Source organism: Streptomyces sp. CNH189, assembly GCF_000527195.1.
Genome location: NZ_AZUS01000017.1, coordinates 100172 through 116149 on the forward strand (window position 1 = coordinate 100172; position 15978 = coordinate 116149).

The 15978-nt window shown below is 69.7% G+C and carries 16 protein-coding genes; 8 read left to right on the plus strand and 8 right to left on the minus strand.

Annotation, left to right across the window (positions count from 1 at the left end; translation table 11 throughout):
• Positions 1-139: 139 nt before the first annotated feature.
• Positions 140-1816: a fumarate hydratase gene (locus B100_RS0122670; protein WP_024886699.1), complete on the minus strand. Its 1677-nt coding sequence runs from the start codon at positions 1814-1816 to the stop codon at positions 140-142.
• A 145-nt stretch (positions 1817-1961) separates the two neighbouring features.
• On the opposite strand from B100_RS0122670, the gene B100_RS0122675 reads away from it, so the two are divergent.
• Together B100_RS0122675 and B100_RS0122680 are read left to right on the plus strand one after the other, a co-directional pair.
• On the plus strand, positions 1962-2657 hold the full coding sequence (locus tag B100_RS0122675; RefSeq protein WP_024886700.1) for a DUF1707 and DUF2154 domain-containing protein: 696 nt from the start codon (positions 1962-1964) through the stop codon (positions 2655-2657).
• 166 nt (positions 2658-2823) lie between these two features.
• A complete protein-coding gene (locus B100_RS0122680; protein WP_024886701.1) occupies positions 2824-3198 on the plus strand; it encodes a WhiB family transcriptional regulator in 375 nt (124 codons plus the stop codon).
• A gap of 182 nt (positions 3199-3380) precedes the next feature.
• Here the strand turns inward: B100_RS0122680 and glpX are convergent, their stop codons facing one another.
• Positions 3381-4415, minus strand: coding sequence for a class II fructose-bisphosphatase (gene glpX / locus B100_RS0122685; protein ID WP_024886702.1), 1035 nt, complete (start codon positions 4413-4415; stop codon positions 3381-3383).
• 143 nt (positions 4416-4558) lie between these two features.
• Between glpX and B100_RS0122690 the strand changes: the two genes are divergently transcribed.
• The gene (locus B100_RS0122690) at positions 4559-5065 is read left to right on the plus strand and encodes a DUF4245 domain-containing protein (protein ID WP_037723270.1); all 507 of its coding nucleotides are present in this window, start codon (positions 4559-4561) and stop codon (positions 5063-5065) included.
• Positions 5066-5143: 78 nt separating this feature from the next.
• Here B100_RS0122690 and B100_RS0122695 read toward each other — a convergent pair whose 3' ends face one another.
• The 3 genes from B100_RS0122695 to xseA all read right to left on the minus strand — a co-directional run bounded on the left by B100_RS0122695 (position 5144) and on the right by xseA (position 7379).
• Positions 5144-5734 (minus strand): malonic semialdehyde reductase, encoded by a 591-nt coding sequence (locus B100_RS0122695; RefSeq protein WP_024886704.1) that lies wholly within the window; start codon positions 5732-5734, stop codon positions 5144-5146.
• Between the two features lie 174 nt (positions 5735-5908).
• On the minus strand, positions 5909-6160 hold the full coding sequence (locus B100_RS0122700) for an exodeoxyribonuclease VII small subunit (RefSeq protein WP_024886705.1): 252 nt from the start codon (positions 6158-6160) through the stop codon (positions 5909-5911).
• 10 nt (positions 6161-6170) lie between these two features.
• Complete coding sequence (gene xseA / locus B100_RS0122705; RefSeq protein ID WP_024886706.1) at positions 6171-7379, minus strand: exodeoxyribonuclease VII large subunit; 1209 nt, start codon at positions 7377-7379, stop codon at positions 6171-6173.
• Positions 7380-7466: 87 nt separating this feature from the next.
• Here xseA and B100_RS0122710 point away from each other — a divergent pair, with 87 nt between their 5' ends.
• A complete protein-coding gene (locus tag B100_RS0122710; protein ID WP_024886707.1) occupies positions 7467-8486 on the plus strand; it encodes a 4-hydroxy-3-methylbut-2-enyl diphosphate reductase in 1020 nt (339 codons plus the stop codon).
• 73 nt (positions 8487-8559) lie between these two features.
• Positions 8560-9306: a polyphosphate--glucose phosphotransferase gene (ppgK, locus tag B100_RS0122715; RefSeq protein ID WP_024886708.1), complete on the plus strand. Its 747-nt coding sequence runs from the start codon at positions 8560-8562 to the stop codon at positions 9304-9306.
• A 6-nt stretch (positions 9307-9312) separates the two neighbouring features.
• Here the strand turns inward: ppgK and B100_RS36570 are convergent, their stop codons facing one another.
• On the minus strand, positions 9313-9804 hold the full coding sequence (locus B100_RS36570) for a DUF6542 domain-containing protein (protein ID WP_037723272.1): 492 nt from the start codon (positions 9802-9804) through the stop codon (positions 9313-9315).
• A 418-nt stretch (positions 9805-10222) separates the two neighbouring features.
• Here B100_RS36570 and ychF point away from each other — a divergent pair, with 418 nt between their 5' ends.
• From ychF to B100_RS0122735, 3 genes are all read left to right on the plus strand, one after another.
• Positions 10223-11311, plus strand: coding sequence for a redox-regulated ATPase YchF (gene ychF, locus B100_RS0122725; protein ID WP_024886710.1), 1089 nt, complete (start codon positions 10223-10225; stop codon positions 11309-11311).
• Positions 11312-11959: 648 nt separating this feature from the next.
• Positions 11960-13318 carry an MFS transporter gene (locus B100_RS0122730; RefSeq protein ID WP_158686739.1) on the plus strand — a complete coding sequence of 453 codons (1359 nt, stop codon included), beginning with the start codon at positions 11960-11962 and terminating at the stop codon, positions 13316-13318.
• A complete protein-coding gene (locus B100_RS0122735; protein ID WP_024886712.1) occupies positions 13302-14063 on the plus strand; it encodes a hypothetical protein in 762 nt (253 codons plus the stop codon). The genes B100_RS0122730 and B100_RS0122735 overlap by 17 nt, the downstream gene beginning before the upstream one ends.
• On the opposite strand, the gene B100_RS34130 is transcribed toward B100_RS0122735, so the two are convergent.
• Positions 14037-15128 (minus strand): LLM class flavin-dependent oxidoreductase, encoded by a 1092-nt coding sequence (locus B100_RS34130; protein ID WP_037723274.1) that lies wholly within the window; start codon positions 15126-15128, stop codon positions 14037-14039. The two genes, B100_RS0122735 and B100_RS34130, sit on opposite strands and share 27 nt — an antisense overlap.
• 78 nt (positions 15129-15206) lie before the next feature.
• A complete protein-coding gene (locus B100_RS34895; RefSeq protein WP_024886714.1) occupies positions 15207-15977 on the minus strand; it encodes a methyltransferase domain-containing protein in 771 nt (256 codons plus the stop codon).
• Position 15978 lies beyond the last annotated feature (1 nt).

The following is a 15978-nucleotide window of genomic DNA, read 5'->3' on the forward strand; positions in this document are numbered from 1 at the left end:
GGGGTGGGGCGGGGCCATGTTTGTCCGAAAGCAGCACAGAGGTTCCGCTATGCGGACACGGCTCCGCCCCGGACCCCGTGTGAAGTAGCCCCTCCGGCGTTCGAGGAGCGGGGTCCGGGGCGGAGCCCCGGTCAAACGGTTACGCGAGTCCGGGCCCCCGCACCGGAATCGACGTGAACGTCGGCTGGGGCGCGGGGTCCTGGAAGAAGTCGTTGCCCTTGTCGTCGACGACGACGAACGCCGGGAAGTCCTCGACCTCGATCTTCCAGACCGCCTCCATGCCGAGCTCCTCGTACTCGACGACCTCGACCTTCTTGATGCAGTCCTGCGCCAGCCGGGCCGCGGGCCCGCCGATGGAGCCCAGGTAGAAGCCGCCGTGCTCGGCGCACGCGTCGGTGACCTGCTTGCTGCGGTTGCCCTTCGCCAGCATCACCATCGACCCGCCGGCCGCCTGGAACTGCTCCACGTAGGAGTCCATCCGCCCGGCCGTGGTCGGCCCGAAGGATCCCGAAGCGTACCCCTCCGGGGTCTTCGCGGGGCCGGCGTAGTACACCGGGTGGTCCTTGAGGTACTGCGGCATCTCCTGGCCCGCGTCCAGCCGCTCCTTGATCTTCGCGTGCGCGATGTCGCGCGCGACGACCAGCGGGCCGGAGAGCGACAGCCGTGTCTTCACCGGGTACTTGGTGAGCTCCGCGAGGATCGCCTTCATCGGCTGGTTGAGGTCGATCTTCACGACGTCGCCGGACTCGTCGAGGTGCTCGTCCGTCGTCTCGGGGAGGAACCGCGCCGGGTCCGTCTCCAGCTGCTCCAGGAAGACGCCCTCGGCGGTGATCTTCGCGACGGCCTGGCGGTCGGCGGAGCAGGACACCGCGATGGCGACCGGGCAGGACGCGCCGTGCCGCGGCAGGCGGACCACGCGCACGTCGTGGCAGAAGTACTTGCCGCCGAACTGCGCGCCGATGCCGATCTTCTGCGTCAGCTCGAAGACCTTCTCCTCCAGCTCCTTGTCCCGGAAGCCGTGCCCGAGCGGGGAGCCCTCGGACGGGATCTCGTCCAGGTAGTGCGCGGAGGCGTACTTCGCGGTCTTCAGCGCGTACTCGGCGGACGTACCGCCGACGACGATCGCCAGGTGGTACGGCGGGCAGGCGGCCGTGCCCAGCGAACGGATCTTCTCCTCCAGGAACTTCATCATGGAGGCCTCGTTCAGGACGGCCTTCGTCTCCTGGTACAGGAAGCTCTTGTTGGCCGAGCCGCCGCCCTTGGCCATGAACAGGAACTTGTATGCGTCGCCGTCCGTCGCGTAGAGCTCGATCTGCGCCGGGAGGTTGGAGCCGGTGTTCTTCTCCTCCCACATGGTGAGCGGAGCCATCTGCGAATAGCGCAGGTTGAGGTTCTTGTAGGCGTCGTGGATGCCCCGGGACAGGGCCTCCTCGTCGCGGCCCGACGTCAGCACGTTCTGGCCGCGCTTGCCCATGACGATGGCCGTGCCGGTGTCCTGGCACATCGGCAGCACGCCCGCCGCCGCGATGTTCGCGTTCTTCAGCAGGTCCAGCGCGACGAACTTGTCGTTGGACGACGCCTCGGGGTCGTCGATGATGCGGCGCAGCTGGGCGAGGTGCGCGGGGCGCAGGTAGTGCTGGATGTCGTGGACGGCCTCCTCGGCGAGCTTGCGCAGCGCCTCCGGCTCCACCTTGAGGAACGTCCGGCCGTCGGCCTCGAAGGTGGAGACACCTTCGGAGGTCACCAGCCGGTAGGGGGTGGTGTCCTCTCCCATGGGGAGCAGATCGGCGTACTCGAACTCAGGCATCTCGCCCATTCCTCACTCGACGGAAGACCGCCCGCCTCCGTCGGCGGGCCTTCCCAGCCTAGGACCTGCCTCGGACGGCGATCCTGTGAGGTTGTCCTCAGTTGTCCCCGCCGCGGGGTAGTCGCGATCTATCGCGTTTGGGTACGCTGCTGCCGTGGACCTTCAGAAGCACGCCCAGCAGCCGGACACGGCACCGCGGAGCACCGACCTGCGCGCCTCCGACGCCGACCGTGACCGTATCGCCGACCTCCTGCGCGAGGCCCTCGCCGAGGGCCGCCTGACCGCCGACGAGCACGCGGAGCGCGTCGAGGGCGTGCTGGCCGCCAAGACGGTGGGGGAGCTGGAGGTGTTCATCCAGGACCTGCCGGCAGCCCACCAGCGGCGCGCGGCCCCCTCCTCCGTACCGGGGCGTCCCACCGGTGGCGTCTTCCCGGTCGACCCCGACGACAACGTGGTCGCGGTGTTCAGCGCCGCCGCCCGCAAGGGCCGCTGGCGGACGGGCCGCCGTATCCACGCCTACGCGGTCTTCGGCAGCGTGGAGATCGACCTCAGCGAGGCGCTGTTCGACCACCAGCAGGTGATGATCAAGGCGTTCTCCGTCTTCGGCAGCGTCGAGATTCGCGTCCCGGAGAACGTGTCGCTGCGCGGCTCCGGCGGCGGTGTCCTCGGCGCCTTCGAGGTGGAGCCGCAGGACTCGGACGACGACAACGCCCCGGTGGTCTACGTCGACGGATGGGCGGTCCTCGGCAGCGTCGAGGCCCGGCCGAAGCGCGGCAAACTCGTGAAGGACATCCTCGACCGCGTGCAGCGGACGGTGGACCGCAGCGTGCGCAAGCACCTGGGGCACTGAACGCGGGGCGGGCCCAGGCCCGTTGGGGACTCTGTGCATAGGCGCGCGTACATCGGGTAGGCCTTGACGCATCGTCTCCTTGGAGGGCGCCAGGGATTCACGCCGGGCCGACCCGTGTGCATCCACGGCGCTCGCCAGCTCGCGAAGCCGTCGTCAGGAGTAGACCGTGCTGCAACCGCCGCATTCGTCCCTGCAGGTAGCCGCCGTTCCGGCCCAGCGAGTGGCAGCGCGGGACAGGGACCAGGAAGCCCCCTGGCACACCGAGGCGGTGTGCCGGCGCGACGAGGCGGGCCTGTTCTTCGCGCCGTCGAAGGAACCGACCGCCGCGCGGCTCTCCCGCGAGGAGGCGGCCAAGCGGGTCTGCGCCCGCTGCCCGGTCATGGTGGAGTGCCGCGAGCACGCCCTGCTGCAGCCCGAGCCCTACGGCGTCTGGGGCGGCCTGACCGCCGCCGAGCGCCGTGTGGTCCTGGCCCGCCGCCGGCGCCGCGACATGGAACTGAAGAAGGCCGCCCCCCAGGGCCGCATAGCCGCGGCAGGCTGACCGTCACGCAAGAAAAAGGGGGGCGCCCCCTCCGCACAGGGAGCGCCCCTTCCAGCACGCCACGCCGAGCGCACCGGTTTCTGTCCGGCGTCGGCCGGGCCGGCCCATCCAGGGGCGCGGGGAACTGCGCGATCGACCCCCACGCACCCGCACCCGCCCGACCGCCGCAGGCACCCGCGCCGCTACTTGGCGCGGTCGAAGTCGACCGCGCTGTACGCCCGCAGCTTGCTGAGCCGATGCTCGGAGTCGATCCGCCGCACCGTCCCCGACTTGGACCGCATCACGATCGAGTCGGTGGTGGCCGTCTCGGACCGGTAGCGCACCCCCCGCATCAGCTCACCGTCGGTGATGCCGGTCGCCACGAAGAACACGTTGTCCCCGGTGACCAGGTCCTCCGTGGTCAGCACCCGGTCCAGGTCGTGCCCCGCGTCGATCGCCCGCTGCCGCTCCTCGTCGTCCTTCGGCCACAGCTTGCCCTGGAGGGTGCCGCCCAGGCACTTGACCGCACAGGCCGAGATGATGCCCTCGGGGGTGCCGCCGACGCCCAGCAGCAGATCGATGCCGGTGCCCTCGCGCAGCGCCAGGATGGAGCCGGCCACGTCGCCGTCGGAGATCAGCTTGATGCGCGCCCCGGTCTCCCGGATCTCCTTGATGATGCCGTCGTGCCGCGGCCGGTCCAGGATCACCACGGTGACGTCCTCGGGGGTGACCCGCTTGGCCTTGGCGACCCGGCGGATGTTCACGTTCACCGGGGCGTTGATGTCGACGAAGTCGGCGGCCTCGGGCCCGGTGACCAGTTTGTCCATGTAGAACACGGCCGACGGGTCGAACATCGAACCGCGCTCGGCGGCGGCCAGCACCGCGATCGCGTTGGTCATGCCCTTGGCGGTGAGCGTGGTGCCGTCGATCGGGTCGACGGCGATGTCGCACTCGGGGCCGGTGCCGTCGCCCACGCGCTCCCCGTTGTAGAGCATCGGGGCTTCGTCCTTCTCGCCCTCGCCGATGACGACGACGCCGTTCATCGAGACGGTGGAGACCAGTGTGCGCATGGCGCGCACCGCGGCCCCGTCGGCGCCGTTCTTGTCACCGCGCCCTACCCAGCGGCCCGCGGCCATCGCAGCGGCCTCGGTGACCCGTACGAGCTCCAGGGCGAGGTTGCGGTCGGGGGCCTCGGAGGGGACATCGAGCTCGGACGGCAGGTGGTGGTGTTCGGTCATCGGAGCGCACCTTTCTGTACGACGACGGCCGGATGAGGGTGTGGTCACGACTCTATCGCCAGGCAGACAAAATGAGCAGGGGACCCCACGGATGAGCGCTCCGGGCACCTGCGACGATAGGGGGCGTGGCAGGAACGAACAGCATGCAGAAGACCGCCCGGGACATGATCCTGTCCCTGGCCCTCATCGTGCTCGCGGCGGGAGTGGTGTGGCTGTTCATCCCGCACACGGACGGTGAGCCCGACATCAAGCGGGTCGACTACCGCGTCGATCTGCTCACCGCCCGCCGCGCCGCCTCCTACCCGGTGGCCGCCCCCGAGGGCCTGCCCGAGCAGTGGAAGCCCACCTCGGTCCGTTACCGGGGAGTCGAGGACGAGGCCTGGCACCTGGGCTTCCGGTCCCCCGACGGCGAGTACGTGGCGGTCGAACAGTCCGCCGGCAAGCGGTCGGCGTTCATCGAGGACGCGACGCAGCGGGCGGAGAAGACCGGGGTCACGGAGCGGATCGACGGCAAGACCTGGACGCGCTACGAGGGCGACCAGTACGACGCGCTGGTGCTGGAGGACACCCCGGGCTCGACGACCGTGGTGACCGGCACGGCGTCCTTCGAGGAGCTGACGACGGTGGTGGAGGCGCTGCGCACGGAGTGAGCGGCGCGCACGCGGCAAGGGGCGGGGTCCCGGATCGGCCGATCCGGGACCCCGCCCCTCGTGCTGTCCCGCTCGGGCTCAGACGGTGGTGACGACCTGCTCGTACTCCAGGCGCGGGCTGCGCGGGAACCAGGCGTCGGGGCCGGGGCGGCCGATGTTCACGACCATCAGCGGGGTGTGGTCGTCGTCCAGGAACTCCTTGCGCACGCCCTCGAAGTCGAGGCCGGTCATCGGGCCGGCGGCCAGGCCGGCGGCGCGCACGCCGATGATGAAGTACGCGGCCTGGAGGGCGGCGTTCAGCGCGGCGGAGCCCTCACGGACCGGGCGCGCGGCGAAGACGGCGTCCTTGGCCTGCGGGAAGTGCGGGAAGAGGTGCGGCAGCTCTTCGTGGAACTCGTTGTCCGCGGAGAGGATCGCCACCAGCGGGGCGGCGGCCGTCTTGGACCGGTTGCCCTCGGCCATGTGCCGCACCAGGCGTTCGCGGGCCTCGGGGGAGCGGACCAGCGTGATGCGCAGCGGGGACTGGTTCATCGAGGTCGGGGCGTACTTGACCAGGTCGTAGATCGCCCGGACCTGCTCGTCGGTCACCGGCTCGTCGGTGAACGTGTTGGCGGTGCGCGCCTCACGGAACAGCAGGTCCTGGGCGGCGGCGTCGAGAACGAGAGACATGCGTGAACCTTCATGGGGATGAGCGGCGGCCCGTGAGCCAAAAAGGCGGACCACGGTCCGGTTGACGGTTCGACAGTACCGCTATGAAGTTCAACCTTCAACCAAAGGTGGAGTGACGTGCTCCACTCCGCCTGTGGCACGCCGCTTCTGCGGCGATCCGCTCCGGCCCGCCCCTCAGGCGTCCCCGTCCGCCTCCTCGGCCTCCTCCTCGGCGAGCGCCGCGTCCAGCCGGGCCCGCGCCCCGTCGAGGCGGCGCCGGCACACCTTCGCCAGCTCCTCGCCCCGCTCCCACAGCGCCAGGGACTCCTCCAGCGTCGTACCGCCCGCCTCCAGGCGTCGTACGACCTCGATCAGCTCGTCCCGCGCCTGCTCGTATCCGAGCGCCTCGGCCGCCGCCGCGGCCGTCTGCTCCGTCTTGCCGGTCATTCCGCCCACCCTACGTATCGACTCGGACAGTGAACTCGCCCGCGGACACCCGCGCCCGCAGCACCTCGCCGGGCCCCACCTCGTCCGGAGCGCGCACCGCGTGCCCGCCCTCCCGCTGCAGCACCGCGTACCCGCGCTTCAGCGTGGCCGCGGGGGAGAGGGCCACCACGCGCGCGTGCGTGTGCGTCAGCTCGGAGTCGGCCCGGTCCAGCTGGTGGCGCAGCGCCCGTCGCGCCCGGTCCAGCAGCATCGTGACCTCCTCCGCCCGCGCGTCGATCATCCGGTGCGGATCCTGTATCGACGGCCGGGCCAGCGCGTGCGCCAGCCCACGCTCCTCGCGGTCCAGCAGCGCCCCCACGCAGCGGCGCGCACGGTCCCGCAGCATCCGCACCCGCTCGTACTCCTCGCCCACGTCCGGCACCACCTTCTTGGCGGCGTCGGTCGGTGTGGAGGCGCGCAGGTCGGCGACCAGGTCCAGCAGCGGACTGTCCGGCTCGTGCCCGATCGCCGAGACGACCGGGGTGCGGCAGGCGGCCACGGCCCGCACCAGCTGCTCGTCGGAGAACGGCAGCAGGTCCTCCACGCTGCCCCCGCCGCGCGCCACGACGATCACGTCCACGTCGTCGAGCGCGTCCAGCTCCTTCACGGCCTGGACCACCTGCGGCACCGCGTGCACCCCCTGCACGGGCACGTTGCGCACCTCGAAGCGGACGGCGGGCCAGCGGTGCCGCGCGTTCTCCAGGACGTCCCGCTCGGCCGCCGACGCGCGCCCGCAGACCAGCCCGATCAGGTGCGGCAGGAACGGCAGCGGCTTCTTGCGCTCCGGAGCGAAGAGCCCCTCCCGCGCCAGCGACTTCTTCAGCTGCTCCAGTCGCGCCAGCAGCTCCCCGACCCCCACCGGGCGGATCTCGGCGGCGCGCAGTGAGAGCTGCCCGCGGGGCGCGTACCACTCGGGCTTGCAGTGCACCACGACCCGCGCGCCCTCGCTCACGACGTCCGCGACGGCGTCGAACACCTGCCGGTAGCAGGTCACCCCCACCGAGATGTCGTACGAGGGGTCGCGCAGGGTCAGGAACACCACCCCCGCGCCCGGCCGCCGCGACAGCTGGGTGATCTGACCCTCCACCCACACGGCGCCGAGCCGGTCGATCCACCCTCCGATGAGCCGCGACACCTCCCCGACCGGCAGGGGGGCTTCCGCGGACGTGTTCACAGCCATGCCCGCGAGACTAGTGCGCCCCGCCGACACCGGTGCGCCGCCACCGTCGGAGCACCACGACCGGACCCCCGGGCCATGGCCCTTACGATGGGACGCATGACCGCTTCGTCTGGCCGCCGTGTCCTGCTCGCCGCCCCCCGGGGCTACTGCGCGGGAGTCGACCGCGCCGTGATCGCCGTCGAGAAGGCCCTGGAGCAGTACGGGGCTCCCGTCTACGTCCGGCACGAGATCGTGCACAACAAGTACGTCGTGCAGACCCTGGAGAAGAAGGGCGCGATCTTCGTCGAACGGACGGAGGAGGTGCCCCCGGGCAACATCGTCATGTTCTCCGCGCACGGAGTCGCCCCGGTCGTGCACGAGGAGGCCGAGCGCGGCAGGCTCGCCACCATCGACGCCACCTGCCCGCTGGTCACCAAGGTGCACAAGGAAGCCGTCCGGTTCGCCAATGACGACTACGACATCCTGCTGATCGGTCACGAGGGCCACGAGGAGGTCATCGGCACCTCCGGTGAGGCCCCCGACCACATCCAGCTCGTGGACGGCCCGGCCGACGTGGCGAAGGTCGAGGTCCGCGACCCGTCGAAGGTCGTCTGGCTCTCCCAGACCACGCTGAGCGTCGACGAGACCATGGAGACCGTGGACGCCCTCAAGGAGAAGTTCCCGCAGCTCATCTCCCCGCCGAGCGACGACATCTGCTACGCCACGCAGAACCGGCAGCTCGCCGTGAAGCAGATGGGCGCCGAGGCCGACCTGGTGATCGTCGTCGGCTCCCGCAACTCCTCCAACTCCAAGCGGCTGGTCGAGGTCGCCAAGCTGGCCGGCGCCCGCGACGCCCACCTGGTGGACTTCGCCGACGAGATCGACGAGGCCTGGCTGGAGGGCGTGACCACGGTCGGCGTCACCTCGGGCGCCTCGGTGCCGGAGGTGCTGGTCGAGCAGGTCCTGGAATGGCTGTCGCAGCGCGGCTTCGAGGACGTCGAGATCGTCAAGGCGGCCGAGGAGTCCATCATCTTCTCCCTGCCCAAGGAGCTCCGGCGCGACCTGCGCGAGGAGGCCGCCACCCTGGTGGCCGAGCGGGGCGGCAAGGGCACCGGCGCCCAGTCCTGAGCACCGTTCGCGGACGGCGGCGGTCACGGCGTTCGACTCCGTGACCGTGCGTCGTACGTCGTAACGTGGAGCCATGCAGATCTTCGGTGTGGACATCGGCGGTTCCGGGATCAAGGGTGCCCCGGTCGACCTGGACAAGGGGGACCTGGCGCAGGCGCGCCACAAGGTCCTCACCCCGCACCCGGCGACGCCCGACGCGGTGGCCGACGGCGTGAAGGAGGTCGTCGACCACTTCGGCTGGACCGGCCCGGTCGGCATCACCTTCCCCGGCGTCGTCACCGACGGCGCCACGATCCGCACGGCGGCCAACGTCGACAAGGGCTGGATCGACACCGACGCGCGCGTGCTGCTCGGCGACCGCCTGGGCGGCCTGCCGGTGACCGTGGTCAACGACGCGGACGCGGCGGGCGTCGCCGAGATGCACTTCGGCGCCGGACGGCACCACAAGGGCACGGTGATCGTGCTGACCTTCGGCACCGGCATCGGCAGCGCCCTGTTCGTGGACGGCGTCCTCGTCCCCAACACCGAGCTGGGTCACCTGGAGCTGAAGGGCCACGACGCGGAGAAGCGGGCCGCCACCAAGGCCAAGGAGGACCACGACCTGTCGTGGGACGAGTGGGCGCGCCGGGTGCAGAAGTACCTCGCCCACGTGGAGATGCTGTTCTCGCCCGAGCTGTTCGTCATCGGCGGCGGCGTCAGCCGCAAGGCCCACAAGTTCCTGCCGAAGATCGAGGGCATCAGGGCGGAGATCGTCCCGGCCCACCTGCAGAACAACGCGGGGATCGTGGGGGCGGCCATGCGGGCGGCCACGGGGGTGTAGGGGCCCTCAGACCGGCGCCTTGCCTGCCCGGGTCCGTGCGACGCGGCGGTTGGCCGTGCGCACCCGCCGCACCCGGCGGACGAGCACCAGCGCACCGGCGGCCAGCGTGCCGCCGTAGAGCCAGCCCGCCTGGGTGGCGAGGCCCGTCACCATGCCCATCAGCCGGTCGAGGGTGCTCCCGCCGCCCTCGTCGGCGACGGGCACCATCCCCACGGCGAAGGCGATCGGCACCACCACGGGGGCGATCAGCAGGTCCCCGGCGCGCACCCAGAGCGCGGTCAGCACGCACACCGGCAGGAAGAGCACCCCGTAGACGGTTTGCGAGGCGCCGAACAGCGCCTCCGTCAGCAGCCCGAGCGCCAGCATCACGGCCCCGCAGAACAGCCCGCTGCCCAGTCCGGTGAGCCGCGGTCCCGGCAGGCGCCGGGTGTCGGGCGGGGGAGTGGGCCGGCGCCCGGGAGGCCGCGAGGGCCGCTGGGAGCGCGCGGACCTGGTCACTCCGCCGCCCGCCGCGCGGCCCGCCTGTGGGGGCAGCGGCGGCCTGGGCGACCGTGACGAACGAGGCGGTGGCGGTGGGCCCGGCGCCGGGTCGCGCCGCGGTCCGTGCTGGGCGGGTCGCGTCCTGTGTTGCTCCACTGGACCAACTTAGGTCGTTTTATGTGCCGAGATGCCCGTCAGACACGCCGAGAACCGGACGTCGGCGGGGCGGGGGCGGGACGCCGAGAGGTCGTCGGCCGCGTGCCTACCGCGTATCGACCGGGCGCGTTCCGTGCATCGGCCGGGCGCGTTCCGTGCATCGGCCGGGCGTTCGACACAGCGGCCGGGCGCCCGCGGGTACGCCGTAGACTGGTGGATCGGTCCACGCTGCCCAGCCGGCCGGTCCTCGCCCCCATCCTCACGTACGGGAAGTCGCAACGTGTCGCTCACGATCGGAATCGTCGGTCTGCCGAATGTCGGCAAGTCGACCCTGTTCAACGCCCTGACCAAGAACGACGTGCTGGCGGCCAACTACCCGTTCGCCACGATCGAGCCCAACGTCGGCGTCGTCGGCGTCCCCGACCCCCGGCTGACCAAGCTGGCGGAGATCTTCGGCTCGCAGCGGATCCTCCCGGCGACCGTGGACTTCGTCGATATCGCCGGCATCGTGCGCGGCGCGTCGGAGGGTGAGGGCCTGGGCAACAAGTTCCTCGCCAACATCCGCGAGTCGGACGCGATCTGTCAGGTCATCCGCGCTTTCAAGGACGAGAACGTCGTACACGTCGACGGCAAGGTCTCGCCCAAGGACGACATCGAGACGATCAACACCGAGCTGATCCTCGCCGACCTGCAGACCATCGAGAAGGTCCTGCCGCGCCTCCAGAAGGAGTCGCGCATCAAGAAGGACATCGGCCCCAAGGTCAAGGCCGTCGAGGAGGCCAAGGAGATCCTGGAGAAGGGCGACACGCTGTTCTCCCAGGGCATCGTCCAGGGCACGGAGCGCTCGGAGCTGCTGCACGACCTGCACCTGCTCACCACCAAGCCGTTCCTCTACGTCTTCAACGTCGACGAGGACGAGCTGACGGACGACGACTTCAAGAACGAGCAGCGTGCGCTGGTCGCCCCGGCCGAGGCGATCTTCCTCAACGCCAAGCTGGAGGCGGACCTCGCCGAGCTGGACGAGGACGAGGCCCTCGAACTCCTCCAGTCCGTCGGTCAGGAGGAGCCCGGCCTGGCCACCCTCGCCCACGTCGGTTTCCGCACCCTGGGCCTGCAGACCTACCTCACGGCCGGCCCGAAGGAATCCCGCGCCTGGACCATCAAGAAGGGCGCCACCGCCCCCGAGGCCGCCGGTGTCATCCACACCGACTTCCAGAAGGGCTTCATCAAGGCGGAGGTCATCTCCTTCGAGGACCTGGTCGAGACCGGCTCCGTCGCCGAGGCCCGCTCCAAGGGCAAGGCCCGCATGGAGGGCAAGGACTACGTCATGCAGGACGGCGACGTGGTGGAGTTCCGCTTCAACGTCTAGCGGGTGACTTAGCACCACTTCGCTGATCTGGCAAACATGCAGTTCAACAGGGGTCTGACTCTTGGGGGTCGGGCCCCTAGATTTTTACCGTGCTGGATAGGTGCCGGATTTTCTGATCTCTCGTCACCTGTCATCACCCCTGCTCATCCCTACCGTGCTGGATTCGTGCTGGAAGGATGACAGCGCCCGTGCTGGGGCCTGCACCGTTCGGAGCGTGGGGATGGCGGGCAGTGCACGGGGGGCGGGGCCTTCCCACGCCTTCTTCGGGCCTCCGAGGCTGAAGTGGATCTGCAGACGCTCGACCAGTCGTGCGTGCCGACGGCCTGGAGAGGCTCTTTGAGTGCTCGACTGGGTGGTGGATGAGGCGGTGCGGCACGGTCTTCCGTTGCGGACCGTCCACGCTGAGGTGTGGGAACGGCACATAGCGGCAGCCCGCGCGGAGAACCAGGCTAATGGGAGCACGCACTCGACGAGACCGATAGTGGGGCGCACGGCCAAGCGAACCCGGCACCGGTGCGCTTGCGTCGGTCGATGGGCCAGAACCAGCCAAGATCTGGGGTATTTGCTGCCGGGTTCAGAAGCTCGTCGCTAGCCTGTGCGATCTGTGGCCGGATGTCTCCGTGGAGCTCGCGAGGGGGTAGGGAACGTATGACCGAGGGTGGCGGGTCCACGCCAGCGCAGAAGCCCGAAGGACGGCTCTCCCGACTGTTGCCTGATCCGGGACCACCGCGTGTCCTTGCGCTCTCCACTGCGCTCTACGGCACGGGATTTGGATTCTTCTCCTCCGGTACTCCCATCTACTTCCACCGGATCGTTGGGCTGTCAGTATCTCAGGTAGGACTCGGCGTCACTCTGGCTGCTGTCGTCTGGATGCTCGCCGCTCCGGTCGCCGGTCGGTTCACTGACCGGATCGGCACCCGGGAGATGGCCGTCCTCACCGGCTTCCTCCAGGCGCCACTGCTCCTGATCGCCACGAAGGTCACGTCCTTCAGCGGCTACATCGCCATCATGATCCTCCTTGGTATCGCCGAACGAGCGGGTGCCGTGGGCAAGATGGCATACATCGGGCAGCTTCTCGACTCAGAGGCACGCGTCCGATTGTTCGCGTACAACCGCAGTGTCATCAATATCGGAATGACGGTTGGTGTTGCGCTGTCAGGTCTCGCCATCGCGCAGGACACCAAGACCGCCTATTTGTGGCTGTTCTACGGTTTCGCTGCCGTGTCCGCAGCCAACAGCACGCTAATGCTTCTGCTGCCGCGGCTGCAGGTGAGAAAGCCCTCTAAGAGCGAGAGTTCCCTCCGGGGCAACACTGCGCTGCGGGACCGTCCGTTCGTCCTGATCTCCTTCCTGTGCGGGCTCACCGCAGTGTGCGACACCATCCTCACTCTCGCGCTTCCGCTGTGGATCGTGGCGCAGACCGAGGCGCCTCGCCCCATGGCGGCCTGGCTGATCGGATTGAATACAGTCCTAGTCGTGTTCTTCCAAGTACGCGCCAGTAAGGGCGCGGACACGCCTGAGGGGGCTGGCCATAAGCTGCGTCACGGCAGCATTGCACTGGCACTGTCGTGTGCCGTCATCGGAGTCTCTGCGCTGGGCGACTCCATATCCCTGGCTCTCACCCTGCTGATCGTGGCCACAGTGCTGCTGACTGTCGGCGAACTGTTGACTTCCTCGGCTCAGTGGGGCCTTCAGTACGGGCTTTCCCCGCGGCACAGCCAGGGTGAGTACGGTGCGGTGTTCTCGATCGGATACACCGTGCAGTCCGTGATCGGACCGGTCGCTCTCACCGCCCTGATGGAGAGCGTCGAGATCGCCGGATGGCTGCTCATGACCCTGATCTTCGCCGCCCTCGCCGTCGGAACCGCCCCCGCCGTCCGGTGGGCGATCGCTACCCGGCCCCAGGAGGCGGAAGAGCAAGAGGAGCCGAAGCATTCACAGATGCCCGGACGCAAGGCCGAACCTGTCATTGACACCGAGGAGAGCGTGCGTGCCGACCAGCTTTGAGACCGTTCTGCTGATCGAATTCACCGGGCTTGCCTCCGAAATGTCCTTCGAGACCGCCTTTCCGAGTGACTCCACCGCCCCGGTGCTGCGGATCGATCCGCTGGCCGGGGTGACTGGCGACGGCCCCGTCGACATTGCCGCGCGGGCCGCGGCCGTAGCACGTGAGCATGCCGGAGGCGGGCCGTACGGTGCCCTGATAGCCAATTGCAACGGTGCTCTCTTCGCCGTACACGTAGCCGCCGATCTGGCCGAACATGGTGCCGCCCCGCGCACGCTCGTCCTCGTCGACCCCCTGGTCACCACAGGCGACGACCTGCGCGACGCACTGGCCGACCTGCTCACGGGACTGGGTGCGTCACCTGCGGTGCCGGATGAGCTGCTGGGGCTCAAGGAGCCGGTAGAGCTGTTCCACACGGTCATGCGATTCCTCAGCAACACCGTGGCCGAGCACCTGGGGCGGGTCCTGGAGGAGGACGAGGATCCCGAGTTGGTGGCCAAGAGCCTGGTTGGGCGCTATGCGGCCTGGGTCGCTCTGCTGACCGGCAACCTGGCAGCGGAGCGGCTGGCGCTCGACATCCCCATCCAGGTCCTGCACACCCATGATCGCGATGATCTGGAGCGGCTGGTGGACGCCCGCGGAGTTGTCACCCAGGTGCCGGTGCCCGAGACCGTACGAGCCTCGGGCACACCCCTGGCCCACCCCGAGATGGTCGCTCTCCTACACGGGCCGGGCGACTACCGCTGAGTCGGGGGCGAGCCCACGGCCGAGCAGTTCCGGCACCAGCAGCCGCTGCAGGACGCGAGCCTCCTCCAGCTTGGGGTAGCCGGACAGAATGAACCCGTTGACGCCGGCTGAGCGGAACTCCAGCAGGCGGTCAGTGACTTGGGCGGGAGTGCCGACGATCGCGACGGACGCCCCGAAGCGGCCGGTGCCTATCCCTGCCCACAAGTTCGGGCCCACGACAAGGTCGTCCCCTGCGGCCAGTTCGTTCTGTCCGGCTCGCTGGGACCGCGCGTCCGGACGCTGGGCTCGGATCGTCGCCCGGACGTTCGGCTGGACCCGCGAGACGATCTCCGCCGCCGCCGCCCACGCCTCCTCCTCGTCCTCCCGCACCACCAGATGAGTGCGCAAAGTCACCCGAATTGCTGTCCCTATGCCAGGTGTGACCCGCAGTGCTTCCACCTCGGCGGCCACTTTCGGCAGGGGCCCCGCGAACATCAGGTACTCGTCACCGAAGCGGCTCAGAATCTCCCGTGCCCGGGGTGATGAGCCCGACATCGCCAACGGGATGCGGCGCTCGGGCCGGCGGTGCAGAGCTGCGCCATCCACCTCGTAGAACCGGCCCTTGTGGCGCACCGGGGTGTCCGCGTAAAGCACCTCGTGCAGCACCTCCAGCCACTCCTCGAGTCGGTCCGAACGGACCTCCTTGCTCTCGAAGTCCCCGAGCCAGCGGTCCTCAGCCCAGCCGCCGGTGGTGATGTTGAGCCGGATCCGACCGGGGAAGAGGGCCTCCAGTCCGCAGACCGCCGCGGCCGCCTGCACAGGATGCAACTGGTTCGGGCGTACGGCGAGCAGCATCCCGATCCGCGAGGTGCGCCCGAGCACGGCAGCGGCAGTGGTGAACGTCTCCAGGTCGTTGTGGAAGCTGGTGGGCACCAGCATCTCCTGGCAACCCGCCGCTTCGGCCGTGACCGCGATGTCCACGAGGCGGTCCAGCGACGGAGTGCCACACTCGGCCGGCCATGTGCCGATGTGGTGCACATCGGGGCCGAGCGGCAGGAACCAGGAGTAGGCGAGCGCCGGGGACATATGATCCTCCTGAGTCGGTCTCGTACGGACGCTCGACAGAACCAGGCCCATCGAGGCCGATGACTGCGGTGCGGCAGTTCATACGTCCCGCACCCGTTCGAAGACGAGGACCGCGTCCACCACCTCCCTCTTGCGCGGCCGGCCCGGGTCGGACAGCGCGCGCAGCTTCGCGCAGGCGCTCTCGGTCGCCTCCGCGGCCTTGGCGCCGCCCGTCCACGAACCGGAGAACAGGCCGGCGGACAGCGCCTGCGCCATGTCCTCCGGGGACTCCTCGAAGACCTTGGTTCGCTGACCGAAGGGACCGAGGTAGCTCAACCCACAGGATTCAGCGGTCGGTGCAAGTTCCTCCGGGCCGTCCTGTCGGCTCCGCTGCGGATCGAGGAGATCCTCCAACTCGTTGACCACGACGCCGATCTCGTCCGTCGGCCGCTGGCCACGAGCCGGAATCACGTAGTACCGGCCGCCGGGCTCCAGAACCCGCGCCACCTCCTGGAAGACGGCCGCACGGTCGGGCACCACATGCAACAGCCACGTCGAGACGGCCTGGGCCACCGAGCCCGAACGGATGGGCAACCGGGCCGCGTCGGCCACGGCGACTGCGGCACCGAGCCGACGACGAGCCAGCGAGAGCATGGCCGGCGCCAGATCGACACCGACGGTGGGGATGCCCCGCCGCACGAGCTCCGCAGCGACGATGCCCGTCCCGATGCCCACGTCCAGGAGCACCCGGTCGGGATCGAGGAGCGGTGCCAACTGCTCGGCGAAGCCCTCCGCGCGCGCAGTACCGCCGCGCGACTCGTCGTACTCCCGCGCGATCTTGTCGAATTCCGCGGCGCTTTGGGTCGTCATC

Bases quoted from the DNA above. Each gene is read 5' to 3' on its own strand.
- B100_RS0122670 (WP_024886699.1), bottom strand. From the start codon at position 1,816: ATGGGCGAGATGCCTGAGTTCGAGTACGCCGATCTGCTCCCCATGGGA.
- glpX (WP_024886702.1), bottom strand. From the start codon at position 4,415: ATGACCGAACACCACCACCTGCCGTCCGAGCTCGATGTCCCCTCCGAG.
- B100_RS0122690 (WP_037723270.1), top strand. From the start codon at position 4,559: ATGCAGAAGACCGCCCGGGACATGATCCTGTCCCTGGCCCTCATCGTG.
- B100_RS0122695 (WP_024886704.1), bottom strand. From the start codon at position 5,734: ATGTCTCTCGTTCTCGACGCCGCCGCCCAGGACCTGCTGTTCCGTGAG.
- B100_RS0122700 (WP_024886705.1), bottom strand. From the start codon at position 6,160: ATGACCGGCAAGACGGAGCAGACGGCCGCGGCGGCGGCCGAGGCGCTC.
- xseA (WP_024886706.1), bottom strand. From the start codon at position 7,379: ATGGCTGTGAACACGTCCGCGGAAGCCCCCCTGCCGGTCGGGGAGGTG.
- B100_RS0122710 (WP_024886707.1), top strand. From the start codon at position 7,467: ATGGGACGCATGACCGCTTCGTCTGGCCGCCGTGTCCTGCTCGCCGCC.
- ppgK (WP_024886708.1), top strand. From the start codon at position 8,560: ATGCAGATCTTCGGTGTGGACATCGGCGGTTCCGGGATCAAGGGTGCC.
- B100_RS0122730 (WP_158686739.1), top strand. From the start codon at position 11,960: ATGACCGAGGGTGGCGGGTCCACGCCAGCGCAGAAGCCCGAAGGACGG.
- B100_RS34130 (WP_037723274.1), bottom strand. From the start codon at position 15,128: ATGTCCCCGGCGCTCGCCTACTCCTGGTTCCTGCCGCTCGGCCCCGAT.
- B100_RS34895 (WP_024886714.1), bottom strand. From the start codon at position 15,977: ATGACGACCCAAAGCGCCGCGGAATTCGACAAGATCGCGCGGGAGTAC.